Origin of the sequence: Neisseria sp. HMSC075C10 (assembly GCF_001815615.1) — a bacterium.
Taxonomy (GTDB): Bacteria; Pseudomonadota; Gammaproteobacteria; order Burkholderiales; family Neisseriaceae; genus Neisseria; species Neisseria subflava_A.
In genome coordinates this window covers 16980-34375 of sequence record NZ_KV821248.1, presented here as the reverse complement: position 1 = coordinate 34375, position 17396 = coordinate 16980, and the positions used below count along the sequence as shown (strand labels likewise).

Here is a 17396-nt window from a genome sequence, read left to right as displayed (position 1 = left end):
TGTCATTAAAAAGAAAATCATGCCGGACAGCATTGTTTACACGGATAGCCTGAGCAGCTACGACAAGTTGGACGTGAGCGGTTTCATCCATTACCGCATCAACCATTCCAAGGAATTTGCCGACCGTCAGAACCACATTAATGGCATTGAGAATTTTTGGAATCAGGCAAAACGTGTCTTGCGAAAATACAATGGAATCGATCGCAAATCTTTCCCGCTGTTCTTGAAAGAATGCGAATTTCGATTTAATTTCGGCACACCGTCTCAACAGCTTAAAATCCTGCAAAAATGGTGTGGAATTTAGGGCTAATCTACTAGTACAGCCCCTTAAAAAAATTTTGATGGCGGTTGCTGCTGAAAAAGTAGGAATTAGATTTGAGAGAAGGTTTTTGCATATGCTGGTTTCGTGAAGGCCTACGCAGGATCAGCGTTGTCAGCGTTTTCATGTGTATACTAACCTTCTGCAAGGTATCTGCTTAATCATATTTGAAATCAGTATTAAAGCATAATTATCAGTATCCGAAATTCCAGTTAATTAAATATTCAGAGACAATCGTTAAGATTGATTTAAGGATGAAAATGCAAGACCAAGAAAACATTAAAAACCAAGAAGAACAAGAAAATCAGCCAAAAGAAGACAATGGTGCCATGACCAAGTTGCAAGATGTGTTCAATCTTGCGCATGACCAGGCCCATCCCGATAAAATTGATGCCGTCATCCGCGCCAATACTCGGGTGTCCGGAACCAATATGTGGGTATTGATGTTTGCCATTGCCGTGGCGAGTATCGGTCTGAATGTAAACAGCACGGCGGTAGTGATCGGAGCGATGTTGATTTCGCCGTTGATGGGGCCGATCGTCGGTATGGGTTACGGTTTAGCGGTAGGGGATACTGCGCTGATCCGTCAAGCCGTGCGCAATATTATTATATTCGTCGTCATCAGCTTGATTACCGCTACGTTGTATTTCCTATTAACCCCGCTTAAAGAGGCGCAAAGCGAGCTTTTGGCGCGTACTCAGCCGACCCTTTGGGATGTGTTGATTGCCTTCTTCGGCGGTAGTGCGGGTATTGTGGCGCTGACTCGGAAAGAAGGAGGCAATGCCATACCGGGTGTGGCGATTGCTACCGCATTGATGCCGCCCCTGTGTACTGCGAGCTACGGACTGGCACATGGCAACTGGCACTACTTTCTCGGTGCTTCATATCTTTTTGCCATCAACTGCGTGTTCATCGCTTTTTCGACCTTGTTGTTTTCTAAGCTGCTCAAGCTGCCGCGCAGGGGGTTGGTAACGGAATCCAAACGCCGGTTGCAAAGCATCATTATTACTGCCGTCGTGTTGGCTGTGATGATTCCGAGCGGCTATATGGCATCAGGGCTGGTGCGTCAGGAGATCTTCAACACCAGAGCCAATGCCGCCATTGCCACTGCGCAGCAACAGGAAGGTTTTTTCGTGCTGCGTAAGATGTTGAACCACAGAGAAAATAAAGTCGGTCTGATTGTCAATGGAACGGGCAATGCCGAGAAAATTTCCGCCTTGCTGGTGAAAAGCCTTAACGCGTCGGGGGTGAAAGAGCCGAAGGTCAACGTGGTCTATGCGGGAGGGAACAATGCCAAAATCGAAGAATTGCTGGCAAGCCGAAACAACCCGGTTCAGCAGCAAAATGAGCTGAAAGAGCAGCAGGCCTATATCGATACCATACTGGCAGGCAAAGCCTCCGATATCGACGATGCAGCGGTACTCAAGGAATTAAAAGCCCAATATCCGGAAGCGGAAAAAATCGTTGTCGGACGCGGCTTGGCTTGGGATAAAGCGCAAACAACGCCTGTTTCCGAACAGTCTGAAAGCCAAAAAAACGCAGAACCGAAGACAGATACATATGACGATATCGTCGTTGTCTCTCTCGAATTGGAGCAGCCACTACCTGCCAAAGATCACGAGCGGATACAGGCGTGGTTAAGCCAGCGTTATGAGGGTAAGGTCGTGCGCATATTATTAACGCACAAGTCTCAGACAGATAAACCGTCTAACGAATAATCGCCTTCAGGCTTTATCCATTTCCGAGAAATCATTGATTGTTCCTAGTACACCAAATCCGCCTCAAACACGCCTCTCAAGGCGTTGGAGAGGCGGATTTTTTTCTGCGCGTTCGAGCATGTCGCGGGTAATGTGCGTTTCGATGATGGTGTCCGCGCCCAAGTAGGTTTGCAGCTGCTGCAACACGGCTTGGCGCATGATGCCGTTGAGGATATCCAAATCCAGAGACGGGGTGAGACGGGTGTTTTTGTGCATGTCCATGTTTCAGTATTCTCCTGGAAATACTGTAAACAACGCTACTAGTTTCTACAGCATCGAGTTGATAACGTTCGCCCACACCGGCAAGGTTTTCTGCGCCAAGGACGAGTTTGAGTTTCTCAAAGTCGATTTGGTCTTCGCAAAAGACTTCGGGAAAGATTTGTTTGAGTTTTAATATATTGTTTTGTTTGGAATTATTTTCTAAATCGTGTATAATTTTTCGGTTCGGTTGCCATAATTGCATCTTCCATCAATGATCACTTACAAAGTGTCCATTTTATCGGGACTTGTTGAAAGTTAAAAGAAAAGAAGGCCGTCTGAAAAACTTTAATATTCGTTTTTCAGACGGCCTTCTTTTCACTTGCCGAAACAAGAGTATTTTGTTTCTCAACTTTACAAAACGGTCAGTCTTGCTGCTTGCTTCTACCCCAAAAATTCTTTTAAAAACAGCAACACGCAGGCAAGTTCGTCGGCGGATTCGCGTTGCGTGCCGTTGCCGGTATGGCCGCCGCCGTCGGGCGAGTAGAGCCAAGATTGCGGCGAGGTTTCGCGCAGTTTGGCGTAGAACTTGAGCGCGTGTGCGGGGTGGACGCGGTCGTCGCTGAGGCTGGTGGTAATGAGCGCAGGCGGATAATCGATGCCGTCTGAAAGATTGTGATACGGCGACAATTCGCCCAGCCAGCGTTTGCAGACTTCGTATTTCTGCGGATTGCCGTATTCGTCCGTCCAGCTTGAACCGGCGGAGAGCAGCGGATAACGGATCATATCGGTCAGCGGCACTTCGCACACCAGCGCGCCTATGCTTTGCGGTTCGCGCACGAAGGCGGCGGCGGTAATCAGGCCGCCGTTGCTGCCGCCCTGCAAACCGATGTGTTTGGGCGAACTCATGCCGCGTTCGGACAAATCGCGCACAACTGCCAATAAATCATCAACGCTTTTGTGTTTGCTGATTCCCTGCGCCTCCTGATGCCAGCGCGGGCCGAATTCGCCGCCGCCGCGGATGTTCGCCAATACAAAGGCATTGCCCTCTTCCAGCCAATATTTACCGACGCTGCCGAGATAATGCGGCAATTCGGGAATGCCGAAACCGCCGTAGGCATAAACCAAGGTCGGCGTGTCGGGCGTGGCGTTTTTGCCGACGTGGAAATAAGGAATGCGCTCGCCGTCGGCTGAAGTCGTCCAAAACTGCTGCACGTTGATGCCGTCTGAATCGAACTGCTGCGGCTGACGGCGCATGACGGTCAGTTCCATCACGTTCAAATCCAGCGCAAACAGCGTCAGCGGCGTGGTGAAATCGCTGGCGGCAAGGTAAACCACGTCGCCACCCCACGGTTGGTCGGTCATTTCCAACGCACCCGAAGGCAAGCGCGGCAGTTCGACTTCCTGCCATTTGCCGTCGGTAAAGCGCCATGCTTTCAGACGGCCTTGTACGTTCTCCAACAGGCTCGCCACGACAAAACGCTTGGTCGTTTCCACGCTTTCCAATGCCTGTGTTTCATCAGGCGCAAACAAAAGCTGCGCCGCGCCCAATTCGCCGCGGTTTAATTTTACTGCCACCAATGCGCCGCTCGGATAGCTTTGGTTCGCGCGATTCCAGTCTTTGCGCAGCGTCAGCAAAAGATGTCCGGCCAGATAGCCGACCACGTCGCAATCATTGGGCAGGTTTAACGGTTTCACCTCACCTTCGGCCGACACCTGCAAATAGGTTTTGGTGTAAAAACCGTCCGACGCTTCAATCAAATCAATCGGCGAACCCTGCGGATCGAGATAGCGCCAAGCGTTCACCATCATGCCGTCTTCAGCAATTTGATACACCGGCAGGCTTTCCTCGAAACTTTTGCCGCGCTCCACCAGCCACACTTCGCGCGGATAGCCCGATTCGGTCAACTGGCGTTCGTCCCAAGCCGGACACACCCACACGCTATTTTCATCGCGCCACGACACATGGTTTTTGCCTGCCGGAAAGTGAAAACCGCCTTCTACCAACTCCCCTGCTTCCAAATCCACTTCCAGCGTGTACGCCGTATCGCCGCCCGATTTGCTCAGTGTTAACAACGCGCGGTTGGGCTTTTCCACCAAGTGCGACACGCCGCCCAAATACACATCGTCGCCAAGCAATTCGTCGAAATCCGCCACTGAAAACAGGATTTTCCACTCAGGATAGCCGGAACGGTACGTCGCCGCGGTACACACGCGGTACACGCCCTTCGGATATTCCGCGTCCTGATGGAAATGGTACATCCGCGCGCGGTGTTCCTGACAAAACGGAATCTGCCGTGTGTCCTGCAATTGCGCCAAAATACCGTCGGACAATGCGCGCGCCTTGTCGTTTTCTAAAAAACGCTTGCGCGTTTCGGCATGCGCCGCGGCGGCGAAATTTTGCGTTTCGGGAGATTCGAGGTTTTCAAAATGGAGATAGGAATCGGGGTAGGATTTCATAGAAAAGGCCGTCTGAAAGATTGGGAAATGGAATTATAACGGCAAAATCAAAAAAGGCCGTCTGAAACCTGCGTTTCAGACGGCCTGAACATTCTTCAACTCAACGCCCGTATATTTTCCACAAACCTTCCTGCAAACCAAACGCAGGCTCACCGTCTTTCGGCTGGGTGCGGACGTAGCTGCCGTCAGGCTGCATCAGCCAAGCCTGGGTATTGTCTTCCAAGGCCATTTCCAAGCCTTCTCGGATCACGCGTTCTTTGAGTTCGGGCGTGGTAATCGGCGTGGCGACTTCAATGCGGCGGAAGAAGTTGCGACCCATCCAGTCGGCGCTGGAGATAAAGGTATCGTCTGCACCGTTGTTATGGAAGCAATACACGCGCGAGTGTTCGAGTTGGCGGCCGATGATGGAACGGACGCGGATGTTTTCGGACAAGCCTTTGACACCCGGGCGCAAGGTACACATACCGCGCACAATCAGATCGATTTGCACGCCTGCCGCACTGGCCTGATACAGCGCATCAATTACGCTCGGCTCGATGAGGGAGTTCATCTTGGCGATAATCCGCGCCGGTTTGCCGGCTTTGGCGTGTTCTGTTTCCTGCTTGATGCGGTCGATGACCATTTTGTGCAGGGTAAACGGGCTTTGATAGAGCTTGTTCAGACGGCCCGGCTTGCCCAAGCCTGTGATTTCCATAAACAGAATGTTCACATCGGCAGTGATTTGTTCGTCGGCGGTGATGATGCCGAAGTCAGTGTAGATGCGCGATGTGCCTTGGTGGTAGTTGCCGGTACCGAGGTGGGCATAACGCTTGAGCACGCCGTCTTCGCGGCGGATAACCAAAGCCATTTTGGCATGGACTTTGTAGCCGAATACGCCGTACACGACGTGTGCGCCTGCCTCTTCCAGCTGCTTCGCCCAGTTGACGTTGTTGGCTTCGTCAAAACGCGCCATCAGTTCGACCACGACGGTAACTTGTTTGCCCGCCAGCGCGGCCTTCATCAATGCGCGCACAAGCTCGGAATTGCTGCCGGTACGATAGATGGTCATTTTGACGGCCAACACATCCGGATCGGCCGCAGCCTCGCGTATCATTTGGACAACCGGATCAAACGACTGATACGGGTGGTGCAGCAAAATCGGCGACTGTTTGACCAGTTTGAACACGGAGCCGTTTTTACGCAAGGCTTTCAGACGGCCTGCGTTGCGCGGCGGAAACTTCAAATCCGGCCTGTCCACCAAATCGGGAACGGCATTGAGGCGCACCAAATTGACCGGCCCTTTGACCTGATACAGCTCGGTAGAAGTCAGTTTGAACTGGGCGAGTAGGAAATCGTGAATGTATGCCGGGCAAGTGTCCGCCACTTCCAAGCGCACGCCGTCGCCGTATTCGCGGTCGTGCAATTCGTTTTGAATCGCGGCACGCAGATTTTTCAAATCTTCTTCATCCACCGTCAAATCGCTGTCGCGCGTGAGGCGGAATTGATGGCAACCCTTCACTTTCATGCCGGGGAAAAGTTTGCCGACATGGGCGTGCAAAATAGACGATAAGAACACAAAGCCTGCATCGCCGCCGCAAATTTCAGACGGCATGGGGACGACACGCGGCAAAATGCGCGGCGCCTGCACAATCGCCATTCCGGACGGACGGCCGAACGCATCCGTGCCTTCGAGTTCGACGGCAAAGTTGAGCGATTTGTTTAACGGGCGCGGGAACGGGTGCGAAGGATCGAGACCGATGGGCGTGAGAATGGGCAAAAGCTCGTTGTCGAAATAGTTTTCAATCCATTTCTTTTGCGCGGCCGTCCAATTGCGGCGGCGGTAAAAATGGATGCCTGCACGGTCAAGTTCGGGTTGAAGCACATTATTAAACCAATCATATTGCTCGCGGATCAGCGCCTGCGCCTCTTTTGCCACCGCCTCAATGGTTTCGGCTGCGGTTTTGCCGTTGTCGAGCAGTTGATGCGGACGCAGTTTGTTTTCGCGTTTCAACCACGCCATGCGAACTTCAAAAAATTCGTCCAAATTGGAAGAAACAATGCACAAAAAACGCAAACGCTCCAACAAAGGAACTTTCGTATCCTGCGCCTGAGCCAGTACACGGCGGTTAAACGCCAACAGGCTGAGTTCCCGGCAAAGAATTCGGTTTTGCTCGGGCATGGTTCACTCCTGAAACATCGGTCATTAAGATGATCAAGTATAACGTTTTGCCGCTGTTCCGTCAGGTTTCAGACGGCCTTAGCAGACAACCTCATCCCTATTTGAGGCAAGACAAAGGGTTATCCGTTTTTTCTATGCCGAAACAGCGGTTTTTGCTATAATGCGCAGTTTAATGCAACCGCAATACCACTGCTAAAGGATAAGAAAATGGGCTTTTTGCAAGGCAAAAAAATTCTGATTACCGGCATGATCTCCGAGCGTTCCATCGCTTACGGCATCGCCAAAGCCTGCCGCGAACAAGGCGCGGAATTGGCATTTACTTATGTTGTCGACAAACTGGAAGAGCGCGTCCGTAAAATGGCGGCCGAACTCGGCTCCGAACTCGTGTTCCGCTGCGACGTTGCCAGCGATGACGAAATCAACCAAGTTTTCGTTGATTTGGGCAAACACTGGGACGGCTTGGACGGCCTCGTCCACTCCATCGGCTTCGCCCCCAAGGAAGCCTTGAGCGGCGACTTCCTCGACAGCATCAGCCGCGAAGCGTTCAACACCGCTCACGAAATCTCCGCATACAGCCTGCCTGCGCTGGCCAAAGCCGCACGTCCGATGATGCAGGGCCGCAACGCCGCAATCGTTGCACTGAGCTACTTGGGCGCCGTTCGTGCCATTCCTAACTACAACGTTATGGGCATGGCCAAAGCCAGCCTTGAAGCCGGCATCCGCTTCACCGCCGCCTGCCTGGGCAAAGAAGGCATCCGCTGCAACGGCATCTCCGCAGGCCCGATCAAAACCCTGGCCGCTTCCGGCATCGCCGATTTAAGCAAACTCTTGGGCCACGTCGCTTCCCACAACCCATTGGGCCGCAACGTTACCACTGAAGAAGTCGGCAATACAGCCGCCTTCCTGCTGTCCGACCTCGCTTCCGGCATCACCGGCGAGATTACATACGTTGACGGCGGTTACAGCATCAACGCGCTGAACGACGAAGAGAACTAAACAGTTTTTACGCAAAACGCACTTTCATCATGAAAGTGCGTTTTTTATGGCCATTACATTATGGTTTGAATGACTGCATAACTAATAAGGCCGTCTGAAATTCAAATACAAGCTTGAAACATACTCTTAGTAGGACTTGACGTGCTATGCATATAACATTACAACGTTATCATTTCATCTCATTTAAAAGGCAAGATAGAGCATTGATTCTAAAGATAACATTCATGTTATCTGATACTTAGCCGCTGATAAAAAGTGGTGTAAAAAAGTAACAGAAAAATTTCAGACGGCCTGTTTTTCATACAGAAGGCATAGAAGCAGGACATTTTTGGCATAAAATACAAAATTTAACATTAATGAATTTTTCTTAACCGATAAAGCGTTAATATGCCTGCCGATTTATTGAATCACATCTGATTTTGACTCAAACACATACAGGAGATTAATTATGTCAATCGCTTCAGAATTTAAAGAATTTATTATGCGTGGCAACGTGATCGACCTCGCAGTCGGTATGGTTGTCGGTACAGCATTCAGCAGCATCGTCAAATCATTAGTTGACGATGTAATCATGCCTCCTATCGGTCTGTTGATCGGCGGCGTTGATTTCTCCAACCTGTTCATCACGCTGAAAGACGGCGCACAAGCCGCTCCTGAAGCTGGTTACGCCAACCTGGCGGCTGCTCAAGCAGCCGGTGCCGTTACCCTGAACATCGGTCTGTTCATCAACACTGTAATCAGCTTCCTGATCATCGCCGCTGCCATCTTCTGCGTGGTTAAAGCCATCAACTCTGTGAAAAAAGCCGAAGCTCCTGCTGAAGAAGCACCAGCAGAGCCTAGCGAAGAAGTTCTGTTGTTGCGCGAAATCCGTGACTCTCTGAACAAAAACTAATCACAATACCTAAACATACACACACAAACCAAGGCCGTCTGAAACCATTTCAGACGGCTTTTCTCATACCATTTTTCCTTAAGCCCTTCCTATTGAAAAAACCATGCCTTCCCTTTCTCAGCAATCTATCCTGCTTTTTCAACCATGAAGCAACGCTCATGGTAAACACAAAGAAAATAAGAGCAGCATAACTCCTTGCCAATAAAAAAGCCCGATGCGTTCAACATCGGGCTTTTAACTGGAAAACCAATCTTAATCTTTGCGTGTTTCCACCAAAATCATTTCGACTGCTACGTCTTCCACTTCTACTTTAGGCACATCCGAACGGCGTGTTTTAGCAACCGGTTCAGGTTGTGGCTGTGCGGCAAAAGCGGCAACGGCTTGCGGATCAGTTTCAACGAAGATCAAATCGCCCAAGCTCTCAGGCACAACGATTGCAACAGGCGCTGCTTCGGCTACGGTTTCAGTTTGTGTGGCAACAGTTTCGGCTGGTGCTTCAACCGGTGTAACAGTAGCCGTTGCATTCGGAGACAATACCGCAGAAATGGCTTCTTTGACGTTGCTGACCGCAGATGCAAGCAGGGCTTGTTCGGCATCAGCGCCTTCAGTTTGCGCTACGGCAGGCTCGTCTTCGCTTTCAATCGCAAATACGAATGGCTCTGCGCTGGTCACTTCAGGCTCGGATACTACAATCACCAGCGGCTCGGCTTGATCGCTTTCAGAAGACAATGTCGCATTTGCAGCTTCAACCGTTTCATTCAAACCCAAAACATGCGCTACGGCAAAGAGGACTTTGTCGGCGGTATCGGTAATGTTCAGGTATTGCTCGATTTTTGCTGAAGACGGGATATTGCGTTTTTTGCTGTTGGAACGGCGGTCGTTGCGATTGTTGCGCTGACGGTTGTTGCGTTCACGTCCTTGACGGCCGTTGTTTTTCACACCCTCTTCGCTGCGGGCATTGTCGTCCGTTTCAACTTGCGCCTGTTCGCCATCGGCTTGAACGTTCACGTCCTCAACACGGTTTTCCGCAGATTGATTACGGTTGCGCTCGTTGCGACTGTTGTTGCGGCGGCGTTTATTGCCGTTTTGTTCCGCTTGGTTTTCAGACGGCATCTCAGCCAGTGCAGCCACTTCTTGAACATTTACGTCTTCAACCACTTCCTCAACACGGTTGCGCTCGTTGTTGCGCTCGTTGTTGCGATCATCTCGGCGGTTGTTACGGTTGCGGTTGCGGCGGGTGTCTTTACGCTCGTCGTTGCGGCTTTCGTTTGATTTGTTTTCTTCAAACTTGCTGTCGACAGCTTCGGCATTCACTTCGCGCACTTCGACTTTGCTGCCGTCGTTTTTGTTGTTGCGGCGTGGATTTTGACGGCGGCTGTTTGAACGGCGGTTGCTGTTTTGGCTGCGGTTGGTTGTAGTGCGTTTTTCGGCAGGCTCTTGAGCAACTGCGGCAGGTGCAGGCTCACCGCCGAAAATGCGTTTCAACCAAGCTTTGAAGCTGTCCCACCAAGAGGCTTTTTTCTCAGGGGCAACAGTCGGTGCAGGCTGGGTATGGCGCACGCCTTTGACAGCTGGCTCAGGACGGGAAGCTTTGGCTTTTTCGCTGCCGAAAGGTTTGGCGGATTCGTCTTCTTCCGGCTCGGCGACGCGTTTGTAGCTCGGTTCGCCATCTTCTTCTACGTCATCAATGCGGATGCGGTTGATTTCGTAGTGCGGATTTTCCAAGTGGATATTTGGAATCAGGACGACGTTCACATCCAAACGCTCTTCCATCGCAAACAGCTCGGCGCGTTTTTCGTTCAACAGGAAGGTAGCAACATCGACAGGCACTTGTGCGTGTACTTCACCGGTGTTGTCTTTCATTGCTTCTTCTTGAATGATGCGCAAAACGTGCAGGGCGGTGGATTCGATGCCGCGGATGACGCCGGTACCGGCACAGCGCGGACACGCAACATGGCTGCTTTCGCCCAAAGCCGGTTTCAAACGTTGACGGCTCAATTCCAAAAGGCCGAAACGCGAAAGTTTGCCCATTTGCACGCGGGCGCGGTCTTTTTTGAGCGCGTCGCGCAGGACGTTTTCAACATCGCGCTGGTGCTTGGGGTTTTCCATGTCGATGAAATCGATGACGACCAAACCGCCCAAGTCGCGCAGGCGCATTTGGCGGGCAACCTCTTCGGCGGCTTCCATATTGGTTTTGAACGCGGTGTCTTCGATGTCCGAGCCGCGTGTGGCGCGCGCAGAGTTGACGTCGATGGAAACCAGGGCTTCGGTGTGATCGATCACAATCGCGCCACCGGAAGGCAGGCTGACGCTGCGTGAGAACGCGCTTTCGATTTGGTGTTCAATTTGGAAGCGGGAGAACAGCGGCGTGTGGTCTTGATAGAGTTTCAGACGGCCTACATTGCTCGGCATGACATAGCTCATGAACTCGGCAACTTGGTCGTAAACTTCTTGATTGTCCACCAGAATTTCGCCGATGTCGGGACGGAAATAGTCGCGAATCGCACGAATCAGCAGCGAGCTTTCCATAAAGAGCAGGTAAGGGTCATGATGCGCTTTGCCTGCTTCTTCAATGGCTTGCCAGAGTTGCTTGAGGTAGTTCAAATCCCATTCCAACTCTTCCGCGCTGCGGCCGATGCCGGCAGTACGGGCAATGATGCTCATGCCGTTTGGAATATCGAGTTCGGCCATGGCGGCTTTCAACTCTTGACGCTCTTCGCCTTCGATACGGCGGGATACGCCGCCGCCGCGCGGGTTGTTCGGCATCAATACCAAATAGCGGCCGGCCAGGCTGATGAAGGTGGTCAGCGCCGCGCCTTTGTTGCCGCGTTCGTCTTTTTCGACTTGGACGATAACTTCCATGCCTTCTTTGAGCACGTCCTGAATACGCGCCCTGCCGCCTTCGTAGTCGCGGAAATATGAACGCGATACTTCCTTAAACGGCAAAAAGCCGTGGCGGTCGGTTCCGTAATCGACGAAACACGCTTCCAGCGACGGCTCGATGCGGGTAATGATACCTTTGTAGATATTGCCTTTACGCTGTTCTTTACCCAGCGTTTCGATGTCCAAGTCCAAAAGGTTTTGGCCATCGACAATAGCAACGCGCAACTCTTCGGCCTGCGTTGCGTTGAATAACATTCTTTTCATAGTCACCTCGTGAACAGCGGCCGTTTGATTTGTGAATATCTTTTTCAGACGGCCTGTCTGTCCGGTTGGCACTCTTCAAAGGCGAGATGGGAAAATCCCCGTGTAACCAGTATTTGATTTGAAATCCGCAAGGTTGCATGCTTGAGCTCAAGCCATGTGCGGACGGATTCGGATAAAGAAGGAAATAAAGAACAATGCGGCGGAAAGGTTGATGGTTCCGCTGCCGTCCGAACGCTGATGCTTCGGACAAAATTAAGGCAGCCTACATCTTCTTATTATCGTAGCGCCGGTAATTTCGGACGGTGCTGCGCGGACTGCGTCTTACGCCCGGCCGGACGGCAGGTTCAATTCAAACTTAATTACGGGATTGCGTTTGCCGGCTTTGAACAAACACAAGGAAATGCTTTGCGGAGTGCGTTTTTAATATAAAATCTCGTTTTAACAATAAATCCGTTTCAGACGGCATGCGATGGCAGGTTCAAGTCCCGAAACGGACGTTTGGGATTATAGAGAAAATGCACGCAATACGCAAAGATTCAGTCAGCCTGATTGCCGTTGCCGAACACGAGGAAGGCCAACGCCTTGATAACTATCTGATAAAAATCCTCAAAGGCGTCCCGAAAAGCCATATCCACCGCATTATCCGCGCCGGCGAAGTGCGGCTGAACAAAAAACGCTGCAAACCCGACAACCGCATTCAGGCAGGCGATACCGTCCGCATTCCGCCGATACGCATCGCCGAAAAACAAAGGCCGTCTGAAAGCCAGGCCGCGCCTGCGCGCGAATTTGACATCGTTTATGAAGACGATGCGCTTTTGGTCATCAACAAACCGTCCGGCGTTGCCGTCCACGGCGGCAGCGGCGTGAGTTTCGGCGTCATCGAACAAATCCGCCGCGCCCGTCCCGAAGCGCGTTATCTCGAACTCGTCCACCGCCTCGACAAAGACACCAGCGGCCTTTTGATGATTGCCAAAAAACGCAGCGCCTTGGTGAAACTGCACGAAGCCATCCGCAACGACCATCCGAAAAAAATCTATCTCGCGCTGGGTGTCGGCAGGCTGCCGAACGACCGCGTCCACGTCAAGCTCCCCCTGTTCAAATACACCGGCGCACAAGGCGAAAAAATGGTGCGCGTCAGCGAAGACGGCCAATCCGCCCACACCATCTTCCGCGTGTTAAACCGTTTTTCAGACGGCCTTTTGCACCAAGTCGGCCTATCCGACCTGACCTTTGTCGAAGCCACACTGAAAACCGGCCGTACCCACCAAATCCGCGTCCACCTGCAATCTCAAGACTGCCCCATTGCCGGCGACGAACGCTACGGCGACTATCAAGCCAACAAACGCCTGCAGAAACTCGGTTTGAAAAGAATGTTCCTGCACGCCTCCGAGCTGCACCTTGCCCATCCGCTGACCGGCGAAAAACTGATCCTGAAAGCCCCCCTGCCGCAAGAATTGGCGCAATTTGTTTTAATGTTGGAAAATCAGGAAAAGGCCGTCTGAAAGGAAACCCATGAAACCCAAACTCATTATTTTCGACTGGGACGGCACACTTGCCGACACCACCAACCCCATCATCCACACCTTTCAGCAAAGCTTTGCCGATTGCGGCCTACCCGTTCCCGAAGTCGACCAAATCCGTCCGCTCATCGGATACAGCCTGTCCGGCATCATTCGCCGCCTTGCCCACAACGTCAGCGAACACGTTCAGGAGACCCTGATTGAGACCTATGCCGCGCACTACCTCAATCCCAACAACCGCAACATGACCCTGTTCCCCGAAGCCCTGCCCTGCCTGCAACGCCTGAAGCAACAAGGATATTGGCTTGCCGTCGCCACCGGCAAAGGCCGAAGCGGCTTAGACAAAGCCATCGCACAAACCGACACCCAAGCCTTTTGGCTGGAAACCGCCTGCACCAGCGAATATCCGTCCAAACCTGCGCCCGATATGGTACTCGCCCTCTGCGACCGACTGGGTGTTGAACCGGAAGAGGCCGTCGTCGTCGGCGACACCACCCACGACCTAGAAATGGCCGCCAACGCCAAAATCCGCGCCATCGCCGTCACCACCGGCGCACACACTGCCAAACAGCTTTCCTCCATGCCCCATGTTGCCATGCTCAACAGCTTGGCCGAATTGCCTGATGTATTGGAAACCTTATAAGCATAAAAGGTTATGCAACATCTATATTAAAGGCCGTCTGAAACCTACTTTCAGACGGCCTTTAATTTGTTTTATCGATCTGAGCGCACCCTGACAAATGTTGCAAATTTCGGCGTTCCCTTTTGCGTAAAACCACGATAACGGTAAGTAATCAGCGCACCGATTTTCGGCGGATGGTCGCGGTCTTTATCCTTAAAACCGCTGCCGATACGAAACTCGCCATATTGGTTTTTGCATCCTACCGCACCCAAACGCCCGACATTGCGCCCTTTGCCCTCATAATGACGCGTTACCGTACATTCATCATCATATTCACTTTTCAGCTTCAACAGCTGCCCATTTCTACCGCTTGCATAACGGGCTTCAGGTTGACGCAGCATCACCCCTTCCCCACCCAGCGCTTCAACTTGTTTCAAAAAATCCAAAGCATGCTGTTTGTCGCGCACCTTGACTTGCGGAATAACCGTAAACCGTGCCGACGGGTGTGATTTCAGCCATTTCGAAGCCGTTTCCAGACGCTGATACAGATTACCCTGCGCCTGTGGCACATCAAAAACATGCAAGCGGATGCCGTCCCAAGTTCCCGAGGCAGAACGCACCGTCGCGGAAATTTGCTCAAACCGCCCTCGTCCGCTGTACAACTCACCATCCATCGGAAACGGCGGAAAACCTGCTGTAAAACCTTTGGGCGGTGTAAACGCATAACCCTGACGACTGACCAGCTGCCTGCCGTCCCAATACGCGCGTACGCCATCCAACTTTTCACTCATGGCCCAACCGGCAATATCTTGATTTTTATATTCCTGCGCCAACAACAAATCTGCACCAAACGCCGCAGAGATGAAAGAAGCCGCAAAAATCGGTATCATGGTTCGCATTACATTATTCATAAGACACTTTTCCAGACTTGCTTTTTATTATATGTGCATAATAACAAAAGACCGTCTGAAACGTAAACAACATTAAATAAGCCTTTCCCAGGAACACCCATGGCACTCCAATTTGAAATCAACGCCGTTACCCCTTTCCGTCAAAACTGCACGCTGATTTGGGATGACGAAACCAAAGAAGCCGTTTTGACCGATGTCGGCGGCGACGTACCCTATTTATTGCAACAAGTCCAAAACAAAGGCCTCAAGCTGACCGCCATTTGGCTGACCCACGGCCATCTTGACCACGCAGGCGGCGTGGTTGAGCTTTTGAAAACCTGCGACGTACCCGTTCTCGGCCCGCACAAAGACGACGAATTCCTGCTCCAAGCCCTTCCGCAAACGACGGCGCAATACGGCTTCCCTGTTTCTCCGTCATTCACGCCGACATGCTGGCTGGAAGAAGGGGAAACGCTCAAGGTCGGCAATCACAGCTTCCAAGTCCTCCACATTCCCGGCCACACTCCCGGCCAAGTCGTTTTTTACAACGCCGAAAATGAACTTTTAGTCGCAGGCGATGTTTTATTTTATGAGACTGTCGGTCGCACAGATTTTCCACGCGGCAATCATGATGATCTCATAAACAATATCTGCGCTAAACTATTAACCCTGCCCGAAACCACGCAAGTTATAGCCGGACACGGCCGTATGACCAGTATCGGGCATGAGAAAAGGTACAATCCGTTTCTGGTTCGCTAATATGAATTTTGTATAAAGCCAACATTTTGGCATACTCAGATTATGCGTATAAAAGAAAACTGGCATACAATTTGCAGGGATAACACCCGAAAGATTAAGTACCTAATCTCCGGCAAATGCCAAAAAGAACTAAAGCACAAAGATAACAAGGTATTACGCAATACAACCTGATTTATCGAAAACCGGACATCTCTAAACCCCAAGCCTTACTCGAAGTGAAATTGTTACAAAGTGACAATAAATGTCAGTCAGGCCGTCTGAACGGCTCTGCCGATTCAGGCGAATACAACGGAGATGAGGCGCAATGCCCTGCCGGAATGTGCCGATGTTCTGTTTGTCAAACCGTCGGGTACATCTTTAAGAAGCACAACATTATTTGGGTAAACCGGCAAACTCGCTGCCGGCACTAACAGGCCGTCTGAAAAGTTCGGCCGGTAAAATCAATAAAAGGATTATCAAATGAAAAAAATCGCAAAAGTAGGTTTCGTCCTGCTGGCTACCGGCCTGCTGGCCGCCTGTGCTACTAAGAGCAAAATCACTCCTGAAGGCACTACAGACGAGCCACGCTTCCCTAAACCTTACTCCCTGACCTTCAACAAAGACCGCGGTACATTCCCGACTTTTGACGAGCTGGATCAAATGCGTCCTGGTCTAACCAAAGACGACATCTACAAAATCCTCGGCCGTCCTCACTACGACGAAGGCATGGTTGGCGTGCGTGAATGGGACTACCTGTTCCACTTCTACACCCCAGGCGTAGGCGTTGACCCTGAAAACACTTCTGGCGTTGAAGGCATCACTACTTGCCAATACAAAGTGATCTACGACAAAGACAAATTTGCACGCAGCTTCTTCTGGAATCCAGTATTCCCTAAAGATGCCGTATGTCCTCCTCCAGCACCTACACCTAAACAAGAGCCTCAAGTGATCATCCGCGAGATCATTAAAGAAGCTCCTAACCGCATCCGTCAATAAGGACAAATTTGAAACGGATCCTATTGGGTATAGCCTTGGCAGCAGGTCTGAATTCTTTGGCCGCTGCCGATGCTGTCAGCGACTATATCCAGCGTAAAAAAGTTGTGGTCAATACAGCTAAGGCGGAGCTTTGCTTTGCCGACGACGGTCAGTGCCATCCGGTACTGATTGGCAAGACCACGCCGAAAGGCAAATTCAATATGACGCCGATGATGACCAGCAAACCGGGTTACGGTGGCGAGGTTATCGGCTTCAAAGAAGAAAATGACTTTCTGTTTGCGTTACACAGGGTATGGACGCTCAAGCCACAGGAAAGACGCATGGAACGCATCGTCTCCCCTCATGTGGCCGACCGCATCATAACCAATGGTTGTATCAACGTACAGAATAATGTGTACGAAAAACTGCGTCAGTATTTCATTTTAGAAGTCATCTGATGTAGGCTTTAGTTTGAATAAAGGCCGTCTGAAAATTTTTCAGACGGCCTTTTCTTTTTATTCGTAAAACCTTTATGACTGGCTATACTGATACAGTCTTGATGGCACGGCAACTTCGTTGAGGCTGCTGATTCAGAAAAAGAAAACTCTATCAACCTAACGCGTAAATCTAAAAGAAAGTCCGCCTAAAAGTTCAGGCAGCCTTTATTGTTTACAAACAAAGAATATGTTAACCTCTTGTTATCGAATAGACTTAATCATTCGTA

Annotated in this window: 14 protein-coding genes and 1 pseudogene; 9 read left to right on the top strand and 6 right to left on the bottom strand. The window is 51.1% G+C overall.

Annotated features, from left to right (window positions below; all coding sequences use genetic code 11):
- Together HMPREF3047_RS11560 and HMPREF3047_RS02160 are read left to right on the top strand one after the other, a co-directional pair.
- On the top strand, positions 1 to 304 hold a 304-nt coding region (locus HMPREF3047_RS11560; protein ID WP_283127033.1), incomplete at its 5' end, for an IS1595 family transposase.
- Positions 305 to 579: 275 nt separating this feature from the next.
- Positions 580 to 2037, top strand: a complete 1458-nt coding sequence (locus tag HMPREF3047_RS02160; RefSeq protein WP_070712063.1) for a DUF389 domain-containing protein — start codon at positions 580 to 582, stop codon at positions 2035 to 2037.
- Between the two features lie 63 nt (positions 2038 to 2100).
- Here the strand turns inward: HMPREF3047_RS02160 and HMPREF3047_RS02155 are convergent, their stop codons facing one another.
- The 4 genes and pseudogenes from HMPREF3047_RS02155 to ppk1 form a co-directional block, all read right to left on the bottom strand.
- Positions 2101 to 2298, bottom strand: coding sequence for an aminotransferase class IV (locus tag HMPREF3047_RS02155; RefSeq protein WP_283127032.1), 198 nt, complete (start codon positions 2296 to 2298; stop codon positions 2101 to 2103).
- Positions 2299 to 2350: 52 nt separating this feature from the next.
- Positions 2351 to 2539, bottom strand: a pseudogene (locus tag HMPREF3047_RS11555) (hypothetical protein); the annotation flags it as partial.
- A gap of 179 nt (positions 2540 to 2718) precedes the next feature.
- Positions 2719 to 4734 carry a prolyl oligopeptidase family serine peptidase gene (locus HMPREF3047_RS02145; protein WP_070712062.1) on the bottom strand — a complete coding sequence of 672 codons (2016 nt, stop codon included), beginning with the start codon at positions 4732 to 4734 and terminating at the stop codon, positions 2719 to 2721.
- 100 nt (positions 4735 to 4834) lie between these two features.
- Positions 4835 to 6892 carry a polyphosphate kinase 1 gene (ppk1, locus tag HMPREF3047_RS02140; protein WP_070712061.1) on the bottom strand — a complete coding sequence of 686 codons (2058 nt, stop codon included), beginning with the start codon at positions 6890 to 6892 and terminating at the stop codon, positions 4835 to 4837.
- A gap of 207 nt (positions 6893 to 7099) precedes the next feature.
- Between ppk1 and fabI the strand changes: the two genes are divergently transcribed.
- A complete protein-coding gene (gene fabI / locus HMPREF3047_RS02135) occupies positions 7100 to 7888 on the top strand; it encodes an enoyl-ACP reductase FabI (protein ID WP_003748060.1) in 789 nt (262 codons plus the stop codon).
- Positions 7889 to 8336: 448 nt separating this feature from the next.
- Positions 8337 to 8780 carry a large conductance mechanosensitive channel protein MscL gene (mscL, locus tag HMPREF3047_RS02130; protein WP_070712060.1) on the top strand — a complete coding sequence of 148 codons (444 nt, stop codon included), beginning with the start codon at positions 8337 to 8339 and terminating at the stop codon, positions 8778 to 8780.
- A gap of 252 nt (positions 8781 to 9032) precedes the next feature.
- On the opposite strand, the gene HMPREF3047_RS02125 is transcribed toward mscL, so the two are convergent.
- Entirely contained in the window at positions 9033 to 11927 is a 2895-nt protein-coding gene (locus HMPREF3047_RS02125) for an Rne/Rng family ribonuclease (protein ID WP_070712059.1), read from the bottom strand.
- A 515-nt stretch (positions 11928 to 12442) separates the two neighbouring features.
- Here HMPREF3047_RS02125 and HMPREF3047_RS02120 point away from each other — a divergent pair.
- Together HMPREF3047_RS02120 and HMPREF3047_RS02115 are read left to right on the top strand one after the other, a co-directional pair.
- On the top strand, positions 12443 to 13429 hold the full coding sequence (locus HMPREF3047_RS02120; protein ID WP_070583980.1) for an RluA family pseudouridine synthase: 987 nt from the start codon (positions 12443 to 12445) through the stop codon (positions 13427 to 13429).
- A gap of 10 nt (positions 13430 to 13439) precedes the next feature.
- Entirely contained in the window at positions 13440 to 14090 is a 651-nt protein-coding gene (locus HMPREF3047_RS02115; protein WP_070583982.1) for an HAD-IA family hydrolase, read from the top strand.
- 71 nt (positions 14091 to 14161) lie between these two features.
- Here HMPREF3047_RS02115 and HMPREF3047_RS02110 read toward each other — a convergent pair whose 3' ends face one another.
- Positions 14162 to 14968 carry a DNA ligase gene (locus tag HMPREF3047_RS02110; protein WP_070461150.1) on the bottom strand — a complete coding sequence of 269 codons (807 nt, stop codon included), beginning with the start codon at positions 14966 to 14968 and terminating at the stop codon, positions 14162 to 14164.
- Positions 14969 to 15079: 111 nt separating this feature from the next.
- Between HMPREF3047_RS02110 and HMPREF3047_RS02105 the strand changes: the two genes are divergently transcribed.
- From HMPREF3047_RS02105 to HMPREF3047_RS02095, 3 genes are all read left to right on the top strand, one after another.
- On the top strand, positions 15080 to 15718 hold the full coding sequence (locus HMPREF3047_RS02105; RefSeq protein ID WP_070583984.1) for an MBL fold metallo-hydrolase: 639 nt from the start codon (positions 15080 to 15082) through the stop codon (positions 15716 to 15718).
- 459 nt (positions 15719 to 16177) lie between these two features.
- Entirely contained in the window at positions 16178 to 16693 is a 516-nt protein-coding gene (locus HMPREF3047_RS02100; protein WP_070461158.1) for an outer membrane protein assembly factor BamE, read from the top strand.
- An 8-nt stretch (positions 16694 to 16701) separates the two neighbouring features.
- Complete coding sequence (locus HMPREF3047_RS02095) at positions 16702 to 17130, top strand: hypothetical protein (protein ID WP_049329449.1); 429 nt, start codon at positions 16702 to 16704, stop codon at positions 17128 to 17130.
- Positions 17131 to 17396 lie beyond the last annotated feature (266 nt).